Consider the following 14,950-nt stretch of genomic DNA (forward strand, 5'->3'; position numbering starts at 1 on the left):
CGGAGGATCGGGGCATGCTGTGGTCCGACCCGAAGAACCAGCCGCCGAAGTTCCTGCGCGACATGCAGGCGATGCTCCGCCGCACCGGTGTGATCCTGGCGCTGGCGATGGTGGTGGCGATGGTCGTCGTCAGCGCGCGATGAGCCGGCGGGCGGCGCCGGTTCGGCGGGAACGGACGCGCGGTACTGACTACGCTGCCCCCATGACTGCTGACCCGCGCCGTGTCGTCCTCGCCTCCGCCTCCCCCGCCCGCCTCGGCCTGCTCCGCCAGGCCGGGCTCGCCCCCGAGGTGATCGTGAGCGGCGTCGACGAGGACAAGGTCCACGCCCCGACCCCGGCCGAGCTCGCGCTCGCGCTCGCCGAGGCGAAGGCCGCCCATGTGGCCGCCATGCCCGAGGTGTTCGGCGCGCTCGTCATCGGCTGCGACTCGGTCCTGGAGCTCGACAAGCAGGCCCTCGGCAAGCCGGCCGACGCCGAGGAGGCCACCGCCCGCTGGAAGGCGATGCGCGGCCGCGTCGGCATCCTCCAGACCGGTCACTGCGTGTACGACACGGCCGCCAAGCGGTACGAGTCGGCGACCGCCTCCACCGTCGTGCGCTTCGGCGAGCCGACGGACGAGGAGATCGCGGCGTACGTGGCGAGTGGCGAACCGCTGCACGTGGCGGGCGCGTTCACCCTGGACGGCCGCTCGGCGCCGTTCATCGACGGCATCGACGGCGACCCGGGCAACGTGATCGGCCTGTCGCTGCCGCTGCTGCGCAGGCTGCTCAAGAAGCTGGACGTCGACATCACCGACCTCTGGACCTGAGCCGCCGGGCGGGCGCGACCGGGGCGACCGGTGCTCAGGCGGCCGCCGGCTCCTGGGCCGCCGGGGCCTCCTCCGCCAAGGTCTCCTTGCCGTACGCCACCAGGGTGAGGACGAGCAGGCCGAGGACGACCATCAGGAAGGCGAAGGCCTTCCAGCCGAGGAGGCCGACCGCGACCGCGCCGAGGAGGCCGTGCACGACCGCGCAGCCGATGAGGAGCGCGCGGCCGAAGCGGCCCGGACTGCGGTCGCGGACGCCCGCGACGAGGGCGACGAGCCCGCAGAGGACGAGGGCGACCCCGGAGCCGATGCCGAGCGCCCAGGTGCCGGCGACCATCGCGTCGGGGTCCATGCCGTCGAGGGACATCGCCTGCACCTCGACGAACCGTGCCATCACGGCGTTGATCGCGACGATGCCGGGTGCTTCGAGGAGGAGCACCGCCGCCGTCACGAGGGCTATCGGTCTGCGGGCCACCTCGGCCACCCCCTGGTTTCGCCTGTTACCGACAGTACGATCGACAGCGCGAAGGCTACTGGCCGGTAAACCCCTGGACAAGAGTTCGCGCACGGCGGGCGGCGGCGGACGCACCCGCAAAGAATCGTTGAGCCATTCGTAGGGACTCCACAAAGAAACCCGAATGGCGACTGGCCGGTTGAACAGAGACCTGCGCCACACCTCGGATCTACTGTGCCGTAAAGGAACCCTGCGTACCGTGGTGCGACAAGGGAAATCACGACCCGAGCAGGCCCGGGGTCACGCTCCGTGTGGGCAAGCTCACCACTGGGGACGGGTCGAAAGGCCGTGTCGGCAGTCCCTAAACTCAGCTTGTTTCAAGGAGGGAGCCATCGTGCGCAAGGTGCTCATCGCCAACCGTGGCGAAATCGCTGTCCGTGTGGCCCGGGCGTGCCGGGACGCGGGTATCGGCAGCGTGGCCGTGTACGCCGAGCCGGACCGGGACGCTCTGCACGTCCGGGCGGCCGACGAGGCGTTCGCTCTGGGCGGTGACACCCCGGCGACCAGCTATCTGGACATGGCGAAGGTCCTGCAGGCCGCGAAGGACTCGGGCGCGGACGCGGTCCACCCGGGTTACGGGTTCCTCTCCGAGAACGCGGAGTTCGCGCAGGCCGTGCTCGACGCGGGTCTGACCTGGATCGGCCCGCCGCCGCAGGCGATCCGCGACCTGGGCGACAAGGTGGCCGCGCGTCACATCGCGCAGCGCGCCGGCGCGCCGCTCGTGGCCGGCACCCCCGACCCCGTGTCGGGCGCCGACGAGGTCGTCGCGTTCGCCGAGGAACACGGCCTGCCGATCGCCATCAAGGCCGCCTTCGGCGGCGGCGGTCGCGGCCTGAAGGTCGCCCGCACCCTCGAAGAGGTGCCGGAGCTCTACGACTCCGCCGTCCGCGAGGCCGTCGCCGCCTTCGGCCGCGGCGAGTGCTTCGTCGAGCGCTACCTCGACAAGCCGCGGCACGTCGAGACCCAGTGCCTGGCCGACTCCCACGGCAACGTGGTCGTCGTCTCCACCCGTGACTGCTCGCTCCAGCGCCGCCACCAGAAGCTGGTCGAGGAGGCGCCCGCGCCGTTCCTGACGGCCGAGCAGAACGCGCAGCTGTACACGGCGTCGAAGGCGATCCTGAAGGAGGCCGGCTACGTCGGCGCCGGCACGGTCGAGTTCCTCGTCGGCATGGACGGCACGATCTCCTTCCTGGAGGTCAACACCCGTCTCCAGGTCGAGCACCCGGTCACCGAAGAGGTCACCGGCATCGACCTGGTCCGCGAGATGTTCCGCATCGCCGACGGCGAGGAGCTCGGCTACGACGACCCGGCCATAAGGGGTCACTCCTTCGAGTTCCGCATCAACGGCGAGGACCCGGGCCGCGGCTTCCTGCCCGCCCCCGGCACCGTCACCGTCTTCAACGCCCCCACGGGCCCCGGTGTCCGCCTGGACGCCGGTGTCGAGTCGGGCTCGGTCATCGGCCCGGCGTGGGACTCGCTCCTCGCCAAGCTGATCGTCACCGGCGCGACCCGCGAGCAGGCGCTCCAGCGTGCCGCCCGCGCCCTGGCGGAGTTCAAGGTCGAGGGCATGGCGACGGCGATCCCGTTCCACCAGGCCGTCGTCGTCGACCCGGCGTTCACCGCGGACCCGTTCCGCGTCCACACCCGGTGGATCGAGACCGAGTTCGTCAACGAGATCAAGCCGTTCGCCCCCGCCGGTGGCGAGGCGGACGAGGACGAGGGCAACCGCGAGACGATCGTCGTCGAGGTCGGCGGCAAGCGCCTGGAGGTCTCCCTGCCGTCCTCGCTCGGCATGTCGCTCGCCCGCCAGGGCATCGCGGCGGGTGCCAAGCCGAAGCGGCGCGCGGCCAAGAAGTCCGGCCCGACCGCCTCCGGCGACACCCTCGCCTCCCCGATGCAGGGCACGATCGTCAAGGTCGCGGTCGAGGAGGGCCAGGAGGTCAAGGAGGGCGACCTCATCGTCGTCCTGGAGGCCATGAAGATGGAGCAGCCGCTGAACGCGCACCGCTCCGGCACCGTCAAGGGCCTGACCGCCGAGGTCGGCGCGTCCGTCACCTCCGGCGCCTCCATCTGCGACATCAAGGACTGACCCGTCGCACCCAGTACGGTACGGAGGGCCCGCGGGCAGCAGCCTGCGGGCCCTTCGTGCACGCTGCGACCCGTGCATCGGGCCGGACCAGGGGAGGGTCATCAACCGTGCGAGCCGACGCGCGCCGCAACCACGAGCGGCTGCTCACCGAAGCCCGGACCGCCTTCGCCGAGCAGGGCACCGACGCGCCCCTGGAGGAGATCGCGCGGCGCGCGGGCGTCGGGATCGGCACCCTCTACCGCCACTTCCCGACCCGGGCCGAACTCCTCAACTCGGTCTTCCAGGAGGCCCTGGCGGAACTGCTCGACCGCTCGCGGGAACTGGCGGAGGCGGACGCGCCGTGCGGGGCGCTCGTGGAGTGGCTGCGGGCGCTGATCACCCACGCGGTCGAGTACCGGGGGCTCGCGCACGCGCTGATGTCCGCGTCGTACGACCGGAGTTCCGCGCTCGCCCGGTGCAGCGATCCGCTGCGCGCGGCGGGCGAGCGGCTGCTCGGGCGCGCCCAGGAGGCGGGGCAGGTGCGTACCGACGTGTCGATCGGCGACCTGATGCAGCTGACCAACGCGATCGCGCTGGCGGCGGAGCAGTGCCCGGAGGACGCCCTCCTCGCGGACCGCCTGCTCGCGCTGACGCTCCGGGGCCTCAAGGACTGAGCCCGCCTCAAGGACCGAGCTCGCCTCGCGCCGGTGCCGCGGGGGCGCGACGGCCTGGGTCCCGCGTACGCGCGCGGGGGCGTGGGACCCCTGGGGGAGGGTCCCTCGGGGCCTCAGCGGCGGCGCATGTCCGCGACGCGCGCGGTGCGTTCCATCGTCTCCGCGGCCATGCCGCCACCCGGACCGCGGTACTGTCCGGCCGCCATCCGGCCCCGCTGGACGGGGAGCGGCACGTCACGACGGGGCCGGGCGCCCGGGGGGTGCTGGTCACCGCCGGCCGCGCTCTGGCCCGTGCCGGCGACGGCGATCTGCACGCCCTGGTCGGCGAGGGCCTGGAGCTCGGTGGCGGCGCGGTCGTCGTGCGCCGGGGGCTCGTCGGTGACGAGGCGGGTGATGACGTCCGTCGGCACCGTCTGGAACATGGTGTCGGAGCCGAGCTTGGTGTGGTCGGCGAGGACCACGACCTCCGCCGCCGCCTGCACCAGCGCCCGGTCCACGCTCGCGGAGAGCATGTTGGACGTGGACAGGCCGCGCTCGGCGGTGAGCCCGCTTCCGGAGAGGAAGGCCCGGGAGACCCGCAGCCCCTGGAGGGACTGCTCGGCCCCGCTGCCCACCAGCGCGTAGTTGGAGCCGCGCAGGGTGCCGCCGGTCATGACGACCTCGACCCGGTTGGCGTGGGCGAGGGCCTGGGCGACGAGCAGGGAGTTGGTGACCACGGTCAGACCGGGCACGCGGGCGAGCCGGCGGGCCAGCTCCTGCGTGGTCGTCCCGGCGCCGACGACGATGGCCTCGCCTTCTTCGACGAGGCTCGCGGCGACGTCGGCGATGGCCGTCTTCTCCGCGGTCGCGAGATGGGATTTCTGCGGGAAGCCGGATTCTCGCGTGAATCCGCCCGGCAACACCGCACCGCCGTGGCGGCGGTCGAGGAGTCCTTCTGCCTCGAGTGCCCGTACGTCTCTCCGTACGGTCACTTCCGAGGTCTGGACGACGCGGGCGAGCTCGCGGAGCGACACGGCCCCATTGGCTCGCACCATTTCGAGGATCAACTGGCGACGTTCTGCAGCGAACACGAAACTGACAGTAACGTGACCGGCCGATAGTTTTCAGCAGTATGCGCCGATTTGCAGAAGATGCGCACAGGCGGGGCCTCCAAGTGGTATGGGAGGCCCCGCCATTGGTCGATCTATGCCCCGCCTTGCCGGGGGTTGTCCGAGTCGGCGAACCGTTCCCGCAGGCGGGAGCGGCACCGAACGGGCGCGCTACGCCTCGCCGGCCGACTTTCGGGTGTGCAACTGCCGTGCCACTTCCGCGATCGAGCCCGACAGGGAGGGGTACACGGTGAAAGCATTTGCGATCTGTTCGACCGTCAGATTGTTGTCGACCGCGATCGAGATGGGGTGGATCAGCTCGCTCGCCTTCGGGGCGACGACACAGCCGCCGACGACGATGCCGGTGCCCGGGCGGCAGAAGATCTTGACGAAGCCGTCCCTGATGCCCTGCATCTTCGCACGCGGGTTGCGCAGCAGCGGCAGCTTGACGACCTTGGCGTCGATCTTGCCCGCGTCCACGTCGGCCTGCGTGTAGCCGACGGTGGCGATCTCGGGGTCGGTGAAGACGTTCGAGGAGACCGTCTTCAGGTTGAGCGGGGCCACCGCGTCGCCGAGGAAGTGGTACATCGCGATGCGGCCCTGCATGGCGGCGACCGAGGCCAGCGCGAAGACGCCGGTGACGTCGCCGGCCGCGTACACGCCGGGGGCGCTGGTGCGGGAGACCCGGTCGGTCCAGATGTGACCGGAGTCCTTCAGCTTGATCCCGGCCTCCTCCAGGCCCATTCCGGCCGAGTTCGGGATCGCGCCGACCGCCATCAGGCAGTGCGTGCCGGAGATGACCCGGCCGTCCGCCAGGGTGACCTCGACCCGGTCGCCGACCCGCTTCGCGGACTCGGCGCGGGAGCGGGCCATGACGTTCATGCCGCGGCGCCGGAACACGTCCTCCAGGACCGCCGCCGCGTCCGGGTCCTCGCCCGGCAGCACCCGGTCGCGGGAGGAGACGAGGGTGACCCGGGAGCCGAGCGCCTGGTAGGCGCCGGCGAACTCGGCGCCGGTGACGCCGGAGCCGACCACGATGAGCTCCTCGGGGAGCTCCTTCAGGTCGTAGACCTGCGTCCAGTTCAGGATGCGCTCGCCGTCCGGCTTGGCGTCGGGCACCTCGCGCGGGTGGGCGCCGGTCGCGATCAGCACGGCGTCCGCGGTGAGCGTCTCCTCCGTGCCGTCGGCCGCGGTGACGACCACCTGGCGGGAGCCGTCCACGGCCTGCCGGCCGGAGAGCCGGCCGCGGCCGCGCAGCACCCGGGCGCCGGCCCGGGTGACGGAGGCGGTGATGTCGTGCGACTGGGCCAGCGCGAGGCGCTTCACCCGTCGGTTGACCTTGCCGAGGTCCACGCCCACGACGCGGGCGGCCTGCTCCACGTGCGGGGTGTCGTCCGCGACGATGATGCCCAGCTCCTCGTACGAGGAGTCGAAGGTGGTCATCACCTCGGCGGTGGCGATCAGGGTCTTGGAGGGGACGCAGTCGGTCAGGACGGACGCGCCGCCGAGGCCGTCGCAGTCGACGACGGTCACCTCCGCGCCGAGTTGGGCGCCCACCAGGGCCGCCTCGTATCCGCCGGGTCCGCCGCCGATGATCACGATCCGGGTCACTGGGATCTACGCCTCGCGCTCTCGTTCTGCCGGGGGGTCCCCCCGCTGGGGTGCAGTGCGTACGCCATTGTCCCGCACGCTTCAAGTGCGTACCCCATTCTCCCGCACGCCCGGCGCTGCCTCACGTCGGGGCACCGTAGGAGGTGCCGCGCGCCCTCCGCGCCTCCGCCACCTCGGAGTTCGGCGGACACCCCACCCCCTCCCGTACCCTCGGTCCCATGTCGCTCTACGCCGCTTTCGCCGGCAACCTCGACGCACGGCTGATGAGCCGCCGCGCACCGCACTCCCCACTGCGCGGCACCGGCTGGCTGAACGGCTGGCGGCTGACCTTCGGCGGCGAGCAGATGGGCTGGGACGGCGCGCTCGCCACCATCGTGGAGGCCCCCCGCTCCCAGGTGTTCGTGGCGCTGTACGACATCGCGCCGATGGACGAGGACTCCATGGACCGCTGGGAGGGCGTGGGCCTCGACATCTACCGGCGGATGCGGGTGCGGGTGCACACGCTCGACGGCGACGAGCCGGCCTGGGTGTACGTGCTCAACGCCTACGAGGGCGGGCTGCCCTCCGCGCGGTACCTGGGAGAGGTCGCGGACGCGGCCGAGTCGGCGGGCGCGCCGCACGACTACGTGATGGAGTTGCGCAAGCGTCCCTGTTGATCCGCCCGGGAGACCGGAACCTCCCGTTCGTCGGAAACGACAAGACAACGATCGCATGTCCGTCAGCATCGTCATCTACGCGCGTAGGCATTCTCCGGCTACGCTTCTTCGCGTACCAAATCCGTCCGGGGCCCCCCTCGGACTCCCCTCCCCGAGGCGAGAGAGTCAGTGAACGCAACTGCCACCCCGTACGAGGCCGCCGAGGCCGCTGCCGCACGTCTTCGCGAGCTGACCGGAGTCGAGAACCACGACGTCGCCCTGGTCATGGGCTCCGGCTGGGCACCCGCCGTCGACGCGCTCGGAGCCCCCGAGGCCGAGTTCCCCGTCACCGAACTCCCCGGCTTCCCGCCGCCCGCGGTCGAGGGCCACGGCGGCAAGATCCGCTCGTACAAGATCGGCGACAAGCGCGCGCTGGTCTTCCTCGGCCGCACCCACTTCTACGAGGGCCGCGGCGTCGCCTCCGTCGCCCACGGCGTCCGCACCGCCGTCGCCGCCGGCTGCAAGACCGTCGTCCTCACCAACGGCTGCGGCGGCCTCCGCGAGGGCATGCGCCCCGGCCAGCCGGTCCTCATCAGCGACCACCTCAACCTCACGGCCGCCTCTCCCATCGTGGGCGCCAACTTCGTCGACCTCACCGACCTGTACTCGCCGCGCCTGCGCGCCCTGTGCAAGGAGATCGACGAGACCCTGGAGGAGGGCGTCTACGTCCAGTTCCCCGGCCCCCACTACGAGACCCCGGCCGAGATCAACATGGTCCGCGTCCTGGGCGGCGACCTCGTCGGCATGTCCACCGTCCTGGAGGCCATCGCCGCCCGCGAGGCCGGCGCCGAGGTCCTCGGCATCTCCCTCGTCACCAACCTCGCGGCGGGGCTCTCGGGCGAGCCCCTCAACCACGAGGAGGTCCTCCAGGCGGGACGCGACTCCGCGGCGCGGATGGGTGAACTCCTGACGCGGGTCCTCGACCGGATCTGAGTCCCCCGTGCGCCCCTCGCACCCTCCGGCCCCCAGAGCCGGACGGTCCTCGGGGCGCCACGGCGGCCCTCCGGCCGCCGGGGTCCCCTCCCCGCCCCGCACGGGCCGGACGTCCGGCCCGTGCGGCGTTCGCGGCCACGGCCGCAGGCCGTACGGGGGCCGGGGGCCCGCCCCCGGTTTCGGGAAGGGGCGGGGTGGGGGAAGGCTCCGCGCAGCGGCACGCACCCGCACGCCCCACCGGCCCGCACCGACCCACCGCTCCACCGCCCGCACCTCCCGAAAGGCACACCGTGACGCAGGACGACCTCCTCGCCCGGGCCCAGGCGTGGCTCGCCGAGGACCCCGACCAGGAGACCCGCGAGGAACTCGCCGCACTCCTCGACCGCAACGCCACCGACGAGCTCGCCGACCGCTTCGCCGGAACGCTGCAGTTCGGCACGGCCGGACTCCGCGGCGAGCTCGGCGCCGGGCCGATGCGGATGAACCGCTCCGTCGTCATCCGCGCCGCGGCGGGCCTCGCCGCGTACCTGAACGCCAAGGGCGAGCGGGGCGGCCTCGTGGTCATCGGCTACGACGCCCGCTACAAGTCGGCCGACTTCGCCCGTGACACCGCCGCCGTGATGATCGGCGCGGGGCTGCGCGCGGCGGTCCTCCCGCGGCCGCTGCCGACGCCCGTCCTGGCGTACGCCATAAGGCACCTGGGTGCCGTCGCGGGCGTGGAGGTGACGGCGAGCCACAACCCGCCGCGGGACAACGGCTACAAGGTCTACCTGGGCGACGGCTCGCAGATCGTGCCGCCCGCCGACGCGGAGATCGCCGCCGAGATCGCCGCGGTGCGCTCCCTCGCGGACGTGCCCCGCCCCGAGTCCGGCTGGGAGACCCTCGGCGACGAGGTCCTGGACGCCTACCTGGAGCGCACGGACGCCGTGCTGACCGCCGGCTCCCCCCGGACCGCCCGGACCGTCTACACGGCCATGCACGGCGTCGGCAAGGACGTCCTGACGGCCGCCTTCGGCCGCGCCGGCTTCCCGCCGCCCGCGCTCGTCGCAGCGCAGGCCGATCCCGACCCGGCGTTCCCGACGGTCGCCTTCCCGAACCCGGAGGAGCCGGGTGCCATGGACCTCGCCTTCGAGGCGGCCCGGGCCGTGGACCCCGACATCGTCATCGCCAACGACCCGGACGCGGACCGCTGCGCGGTCGCCGTGCCGGACGCGTCCGTCGAGGGCGGCTGGCGGATGCTGCGCGGCGACGAGGTGGGCGCGCTGCTCGCCGCGCACCTGGTGCACAAGGGCGCCACCGGTGTGTTCGCCGAGTCGATCGTGTCGTCGTCGCTGCTCGGCCGGATCGCGCAGGCCGCGGGCGTCGGCTACGAGGAGACGCTGACCGGCTTCAAGTGGATCGCCCGCGTCGAGGGACTGCGGTACGGCTACGAGGAGGCGCTCGGCTACTGCGTCGACCCCGAGGGCGTCCGCGACAAGGACGGCATCACGGCCGCGCTGCTCGTCACCGAGCTCGCCTCTGTGCTCAAGGAGCAGGACCGGACGCTCACCGACCTCCTCGACGACCTGGCGGTCGCGCACGGGCTGCACGCCACGGACCAGCTGTCGGTGCGGGTCGAGGACCTGGGCGTCATCGCGAACGCCATGGCCGCGCTGCGCGAGCGGCCGCCGGTCTCGCTCGCCGGGCTCACGGTCGTCTCGGCCGAGGACCTGACGAAGGGCACGGAGTCGCTGCCCCCGACGGACGGCCTGCGCTACCACCTGGAGGGCGACTACCGGGCCCGGGTCATCGTCCGCCCGAGCGGCACCGAGCCCAAGCTGAAGTGCTACCTGGAGGTCGTCGTCCCCGTCGGCGACGGCAGCGAGCTGGCGACCGCCCGCGCCACCGGCGACCGGGTGCTCTCGGCGATCAAGCGGGACCTGTCCGCCGCCGCGGGGCTGTAGGACGGACCGCACGGCGGAGGGCCGGTACGGAAGCGATTCCGTACCGGCCCTCCTGTGTTTCCGGTGCTTCCGGTGCTTCCGGTGCTTCCGGTCAGCCGATCGCGAGCAGGATCACGAGGAGCAGCAGCCCGGCGGCGGCGGGGCCGAGGATCTCGTACGCCCAGCGCACCTGCGGTTCGCCCTGCGAGCCCGGGCTCGCGGCGCGGGTCTCGGCGAGTTCCCGCAGCTCGGAGACGGTCTTGTCGCCGGGGGCGATCCGCGAGGCGGCGTCGTTCACGTCGGCGGTGACGGAGGTGCGGCCGTGCGGGTCGTCCTGGGAGGCGCGGGCGGCGCGGCGGGCGGCCCGCTTCCGCTGGCGCAGCGAGACGGGGATGGCCCACAGCTGGTACTTGGCGCCGTCCTGGGTGAAGACCTCGCTGGAGTAGCCGGCGCGGACGTCGGCGACGGAGGCCCAGGGCAGGACGATCGACCGGAACGGGTTGCGGATCCGGAGCCGGTCCTCGTTGGCGTACACCGCCGGCCTGATGGTGAAGGCGACGATCAGCGGGGCGACGAGGAGGACGGCCGCGAGCGCGACCCACGGGGTGTTCCCCTCGCCGCGGATCGCCGCGTCGATGCCGAACATGCCCGCGAGGAGCAGCAGGAACACCCCGCTCGCGATCCCGAGGGGCGAACGGAAGACACGGTCGGCGGCCGGCTGTCCGGCGGCCGGCTGTGCGGGGGTCGACTCGCGGCTGGGCTCGTGACTCGGCTCGGGGGTCGGCTCGGGGGTCGTCATGCCGCCGATTGTGCCTCAGCGGGCCGGCGGAGGCTCAGGCGGCCCGCGTGGCCACCAGCTCCGCGTACAGAATGATGTTGTCGGGGCGGTGGCCGTCGACCAGCTCCCCGCCGCAGGTGACGAGCCGCAGCTCGGGGCGCGTGGTGTTCCCGTAGACCTTGGCGGTCGGGAAGGCGTCCTTGTCGACCTGCTCCAGTTCCGTGACCCGGAACACCGCCGTCTTCCCGTCGGCGCGGGTCACGGTGATCTCGTCGCCGACCCGGACCCGCGAGACGTCCTTGAGGACGGCGGGCCCGCGGGCCGTGTCGAAGTGGCCGACGAGCACGGCGGGGCCGGTCTCGCCCGGCGTCACGCCCTTCTCGTACCAGCCGATGCGGTCCGCCTCGGCCTCCGACGGCACCTCGACGGTGCCGTCCGCGTTCAGGCCCAGGCCGAGGACGGACCCGTCGCTCCCGGTGTCGACCCCGGCGGCGGGCACCCGTACCCGGACGGGCAGCGAGCGGCCCAGCGGGCCGGCGGGCGCGGCGCTCGCGGTCGGCGCGGGCGCACTGGCCTCGACGACGTGCGCGGGCGGCGTCGCGCCGGCCCCGCCCCCGGCCGAGCAGCCGACGAGGGCGGCGAGCGCGGCGACGAGGACGACGGAGGCGGTACGGGTACGGGCGGGGCGGCGGCTCACAGGACGGCTCCGGACGCGGTGCGACCGGCCGCCGCGTGGGGCGCGGCGGCCGGTCGGGGGTGGGTGCTCCTGGCTCGGGTCAGGGTCGAGGAGCGGTGGACGGCGGCCTCGCCACGGGCGGGGCCGGGGTGATCCGGCGGGGGCTGTCGGGCCTGCTGCCGGGTCGTTGCGGGGTGGGCCGGCACGGTCCGGCGGGGCGTCGGGCCCCGTGGAGCGCGACGGGTGGGCCGGGCGGTCCGGCGGGGTGTCGGGCCCCGCCGGGGCGCGGCGCGGTGGGTCAGCCGCGGGAGGCGGCGCGGCGGCGGAGGACGACGAAGCCGAGGCCCGCGGCGGCGAGGGAGGCGGCGCCCGCACCGGCGGCGGCGAGCGCGGTGGAGTCGTCCTGGGTGCCGAGCTCGGCGCCGGCGGCGACGCCGCCCCGCGGGATGACGGTGGTCTGGCCGGCGTTGTTGGCGGTGACGCCGGTGTTGCCGGTGGTGCCCGTTGCGCCGTTCGAGGTGGTGCCCTTGACCGGGTTGAGCGTGCAGCCCTTGGGCAGCTTCGGGAAGGCGTGCGTGCCGCCCTTGGCGGAGCCGCCCTCGAACTTGGTGTAGAGCGTCGGCGTGGCGCTGAACGGGTTGTCGATCCGGGCGATGACGCCGGCGTTCTTCGGCAGCGAGGGGTGGTTGCGATCGAGCTTGCCGAGGACCTGCTTGTTGTCGCCGGCGTCGTGGAACGTGGCGGTCGGGCCGTTCGGGCTCATGGTGAGCTCGGCCCCGGTGCCCGCGCCGACGTCGACGGTGGTGACGACGGTGCAGGCGTCGTCCTTGGTGACCGGCTTGGGGGCGGCCTGCGTGGCCGAGCCGTGGACGTAGGCGGCGAACCCGCCGTCGTATTCCAGGACGACGGTGGCGTTGTTGAAGCCGAAGACGCCGCGGGGGCCGGTCAGGTAGGTGAAGCCGGTGCCGTGGGTGCCCCAGCGCAGCTGCTGGATGCCGTAGCGGCCGTCCTTCTTGGTGATCTCCAGCGTGGTGCCGTCGACGAGCTTGTACACGCCGGGCTTGGCGCCCGGGAGGTAGTTGCCGAACCAGCTCTTGGTGGTGCCGTCCGCGTGGAGGACGAAGAAGGTGCCGTTGTCGTTGCCGGCCTCCGAGCGGTGGTCGGCGTCGACCGTGCCGACGCGCTGGCCCTCCTTGTAGAGCTCGGCGCGGTGGTGGGAGTCGCCGACCTTGAAGATCTTGGCCTGGGCGCCGTTCGGGAGCTTCTCGGTGCGGACGTAGCCGGCGGCCTCGACGGGCTGCGGGGCTCCCTGCCTGGCCGAGCCGGGGAGGTGGGCGGCGAACGAGCCGCCCTGCTCCAGGACGACGACGGCCTTGCCGAGGGTGAGGGCGGAACGGCTGCCGGACAGGTAGTGGAAGCCGCGGCCCTTGCCGTTCTCGACCAGCTGGAGGCCGTAGCGGCCGTCCTTCCTCGCGAGCTCCAGGACGGTGCCGTCGGCGAGGCGGTAGAGGCCGGGCTTGCCGGTGACGCTGTTGCCGATCCAGTTGTGGGTGGTGCCGTCCGCGTGGAGGACGAGGAACTCGCCGTTGTCCTGGCCGGCGACGGCGCTGCCGTTCGCGTCGAGGGTGCCGACGATCTGGCCCTGCTTGTACAGGTAGGCGCGGTGGTGCTGCGGGCCGACCTTGACGATCTTGGCGACGGAGCCGGTGACCAGGACCTGGTCGCGGACGAAGGTCTCGCCCGGCTTGGCCTTCCAGTTCTCGATCCAGCCGGCGCCGGTGCGGGCGGGCGTCGTGGTGGAGGCAGCCGGGGCGGAAGCGGTCGGGGCCGAGGCCGGCTTCGCGGCCGACGGGCCGTCGGTGGCGAAGGCGGCGCCCGCGGTGAGGGCCGGCGTGATCGCGACGCCCGCGACGAGGGCGGTGGCGATGGCGGTGCGAAGGGCGGTGCGCATAACGACTCCTGTGATTCAGGTAGGTGGTCAGGTGAGTCGCATGCCGCTTTTTCTCGGTCCGACTGTTTCCGGTGAGGTCTGGCTGGCTGCTGATAAGAATCTATTGATCTCGTATGGGGGAGCCGTCCGCTCCGTGTCACGGCCCTGTGACAGGAGTCACCGCGCCGTGGGACATGAACCACCACGCCGTGGGACCCCGTGTGACCTCGCGCTCCTCGGAGCGGCCCCTCTGTACAGGTCGCTACGCGCGTAGATATGCTCGACTGGTGACCATGCCCACCACTGCATCCGCAGCATCCGCATTCGCCGACGTGACCGCGTCCGACGGTGCGCTGCGCCGCTTCCTCCACGGGCTGCCCGGCGTCGACGCCGTCGGCCTGGAGGCACGCGCCGCGTCCCTCGGCACCCGCTCGATCAAGACCACGGCCAAGGCGTACGCCATCGACCTGGCCATTTCCATGATCGACCTGACGACGCTCGAAGGCGCGGACACCCCGGGCAAGGTCCGGGCGCTCGCCGCCAAGGCCGTCAACCCCGATCCGACCGACCGCACGACCCCGACGACCGCCGCCGTCTGCGTCTACCCCGACATGGTGGCCACCGCCAAGGCCGCCGTCGCGGGCTCCGGCGTCAAGGTCGCCTCGGTCGCCACCGCGTTCCCGGCCGGGCGCGCCGCGCTCCCCGTGAAGCTCGCGGACACGGCCGACGCCATCGCCGCCGGCGCCGACGAGATCGACATGGTCATCGACCGTGGTGCCTTCCTCGCCGGCCACTACCTGAAGGTCTACGAGCAGATCGCCGCGATCAAGGCGGAGTGCGGCGACCGCGCCCGGCTCAAGGTGATCTTCGAGACCGGCGAGCTGTCCACGTACGACAACATCCGCCGCGCCTCCTGGCTCGGCATGATGGCCGGCGCGGACTTCATCAAGACCTCGACCGGCAAGGTCGCGGTCAACGCCACCCCCGCCAACACGCTCCTCATGCTGGAGGCCGTGCGCGACTTCCGCGCCCAGACCGGCGTGCAGATCGGCGTGAAGCCGGCCGGCGGCATCCGCAACACCAAGGAAGCGATCAAGTTCCTCGTCCTCGTCAACGAGACCGTCGGTGAGGACTGGCTGGACAACCACTGGTTCCGCTTCGGCGCTTCCAGCCTGCTCAACGACCTGCTGATGCAGCGCCAGAAGCTGGCGACCGGCCGCTACTCCGGCCCCGATTACGTGACGGTGGACTGATCA

General features: G+C 72.8%; 14 protein-coding genes. 8 read left to right on the plus strand and 6 right to left on the minus strand.

The window, feature by feature from the left end:
• The first annotated feature begins 14 nt into the window (after positions 1–14).
• Together mmpB and ACIQFX_RS04675 are read left to right on the plus strand one after the other, a co-directional pair.
• A complete protein-coding gene (mmpB, locus tag ACIQFX_RS04670) occupies positions 15–143 on the plus strand; it encodes a morphogenic membrane protein MmpB (protein WP_402458927.1) in 129 nt (42 codons plus the stop codon).
• A 59-nt stretch (positions 144–202) separates the two neighbouring features.
• Entirely contained in the window at positions 203–808 is a 606-nt protein-coding gene (locus ACIQFX_RS04675; protein WP_402458929.1) for a nucleoside triphosphate pyrophosphatase, read from the plus strand.
• A 34-nt stretch (positions 809–842) separates the two neighbouring features.
• On the opposite strand, the gene ACIQFX_RS04680 is transcribed toward ACIQFX_RS04675, so the two are convergent.
• Positions 843–1,280, minus strand: a complete 438-nt coding sequence (locus ACIQFX_RS04680; protein WP_402458930.1) for a hypothetical protein — start codon at positions 1,278–1,280, stop codon at positions 843–845.
• Positions 1,281–1,653: 373 nt separating this feature from the next.
• Here ACIQFX_RS04680 and ACIQFX_RS04685 point away from each other — a divergent pair, with 373 nt between their 5' ends.
• Positions 1,654–3,408 carry an acetyl/propionyl/methylcrotonyl-CoA carboxylase subunit alpha gene (locus ACIQFX_RS04685; RefSeq protein ID WP_402458931.1) on the plus strand — a complete coding sequence of 585 codons (1,755 nt, stop codon included), beginning with the start codon at positions 1,654–1,656 and terminating at the stop codon, positions 3,406–3,408.
• A gap of 107 nt (positions 3,409–3,515) precedes the next feature.
• Positions 3,516–4,061 (plus strand): TetR/AcrR family transcriptional regulator, encoded by a 546-nt coding sequence (locus ACIQFX_RS04690; protein ID WP_402458932.1) that lies wholly within the window; start codon positions 3,516–3,518, stop codon positions 4,059–4,061.
• A 113-nt stretch (positions 4,062–4,174) separates the two neighbouring features.
• Here the strand turns inward: ACIQFX_RS04690 and ACIQFX_RS04695 are convergent, their stop codons facing one another.
• On the minus strand, positions 4,175–5,095 hold the full coding sequence (locus ACIQFX_RS04695; RefSeq protein WP_402458934.1) for a DeoR/GlpR family DNA-binding transcription regulator: 921 nt from the start codon (positions 5,093–5,095) through the stop codon (positions 4,175–4,177).
• A gap of 225 nt (positions 5,096–5,320) precedes the next feature.
• Positions 5,321–6,760 (minus strand): NAD(P)H-quinone dehydrogenase, encoded by a 1,440-nt coding sequence (locus ACIQFX_RS04700; RefSeq protein WP_402458936.1) that lies wholly within the window; start codon positions 6,758–6,760, stop codon positions 5,321–5,323.
• A 218-nt stretch (positions 6,761–6,978) separates the two neighbouring features.
• On the opposite strand from ACIQFX_RS04700, the gene ACIQFX_RS04705 reads away from it, so the two are divergent.
• The 3 genes from ACIQFX_RS04705 to ACIQFX_RS04715 all read left to right on the plus strand — a co-directional run bounded on the left by ACIQFX_RS04705 (position 6,979) and on the right by ACIQFX_RS04715 (position 10,331).
• Positions 6,979–7,416: a gamma-glutamylcyclotransferase gene (locus tag ACIQFX_RS04705; RefSeq protein WP_402458938.1), complete on the plus strand. Its 438-nt coding sequence runs from the start codon at positions 6,979–6,981 to the stop codon at positions 7,414–7,416.
• A gap of 168 nt (positions 7,417–7,584) precedes the next feature.
• A complete protein-coding gene (locus tag ACIQFX_RS04710; protein ID WP_402458940.1) occupies positions 7,585–8,388 on the plus strand; it encodes a purine-nucleoside phosphorylase in 804 nt (267 codons plus the stop codon).
• Positions 8,389–8,678: 290 nt separating this feature from the next.
• Positions 8,679–10,331, plus strand: coding sequence for a phospho-sugar mutase (locus ACIQFX_RS04715; protein WP_402458942.1), 1,653 nt, complete (start codon positions 8,679–8,681; stop codon positions 10,329–10,331).
• A gap of 91 nt (positions 10,332–10,422) precedes the next feature.
• Here ACIQFX_RS04715 and ACIQFX_RS04720 read toward each other — a convergent pair whose 3' ends face one another.
• The 3 genes from ACIQFX_RS04720 to ACIQFX_RS04730 all read right to left on the minus strand — a co-directional run bounded on the left by ACIQFX_RS04720 (position 10,423) and on the right by ACIQFX_RS04730 (position 13,715).
• Positions 10,423–11,109, minus strand: a complete 687-nt coding sequence (locus ACIQFX_RS04720) for a PH domain-containing protein (protein ID WP_402458944.1) — start codon at positions 11,107–11,109, stop codon at positions 10,423–10,425.
• Positions 11,110–11,143: 34 nt separating this feature from the next.
• The gene (locus ACIQFX_RS04725) at positions 11,144–11,785 is read right to left on the minus strand and encodes a class F sortase (RefSeq protein ID WP_402458945.1); all 642 of its coding nucleotides are present in this window, start codon (positions 11,783–11,785) and stop codon (positions 11,144–11,146) included.
• Between the two features lie 277 nt (positions 11,786–12,062).
• Positions 12,063–13,715 (minus strand): hypothetical protein, encoded by a 1,653-nt coding sequence (locus ACIQFX_RS04730; protein ID WP_402458947.1) that lies wholly within the window; start codon positions 13,713–13,715, stop codon positions 12,063–12,065.
• Between the two features lie 272 nt (positions 13,716–13,987).
• Between ACIQFX_RS04730 and deoC the strand changes: the two genes are divergently transcribed.
• Positions 13,988–14,947 (plus strand): deoxyribose-phosphate aldolase, encoded by a 960-nt coding sequence (gene deoC / locus ACIQFX_RS04735; RefSeq protein WP_189513677.1) that lies wholly within the window; start codon positions 13,988–13,990, stop codon positions 14,945–14,947.
• Positions 14,948–14,950: the final 3 nt, after the last annotated feature.

The sequence above is a fragment of the Streptomyces sp. NPDC093089 genome (genome assembly GCF_044754405.1).
Taxonomy (GTDB): Bacteria; Actinomycetota; Actinomycetes; order Streptomycetales; family Streptomycetaceae; genus Streptomyces.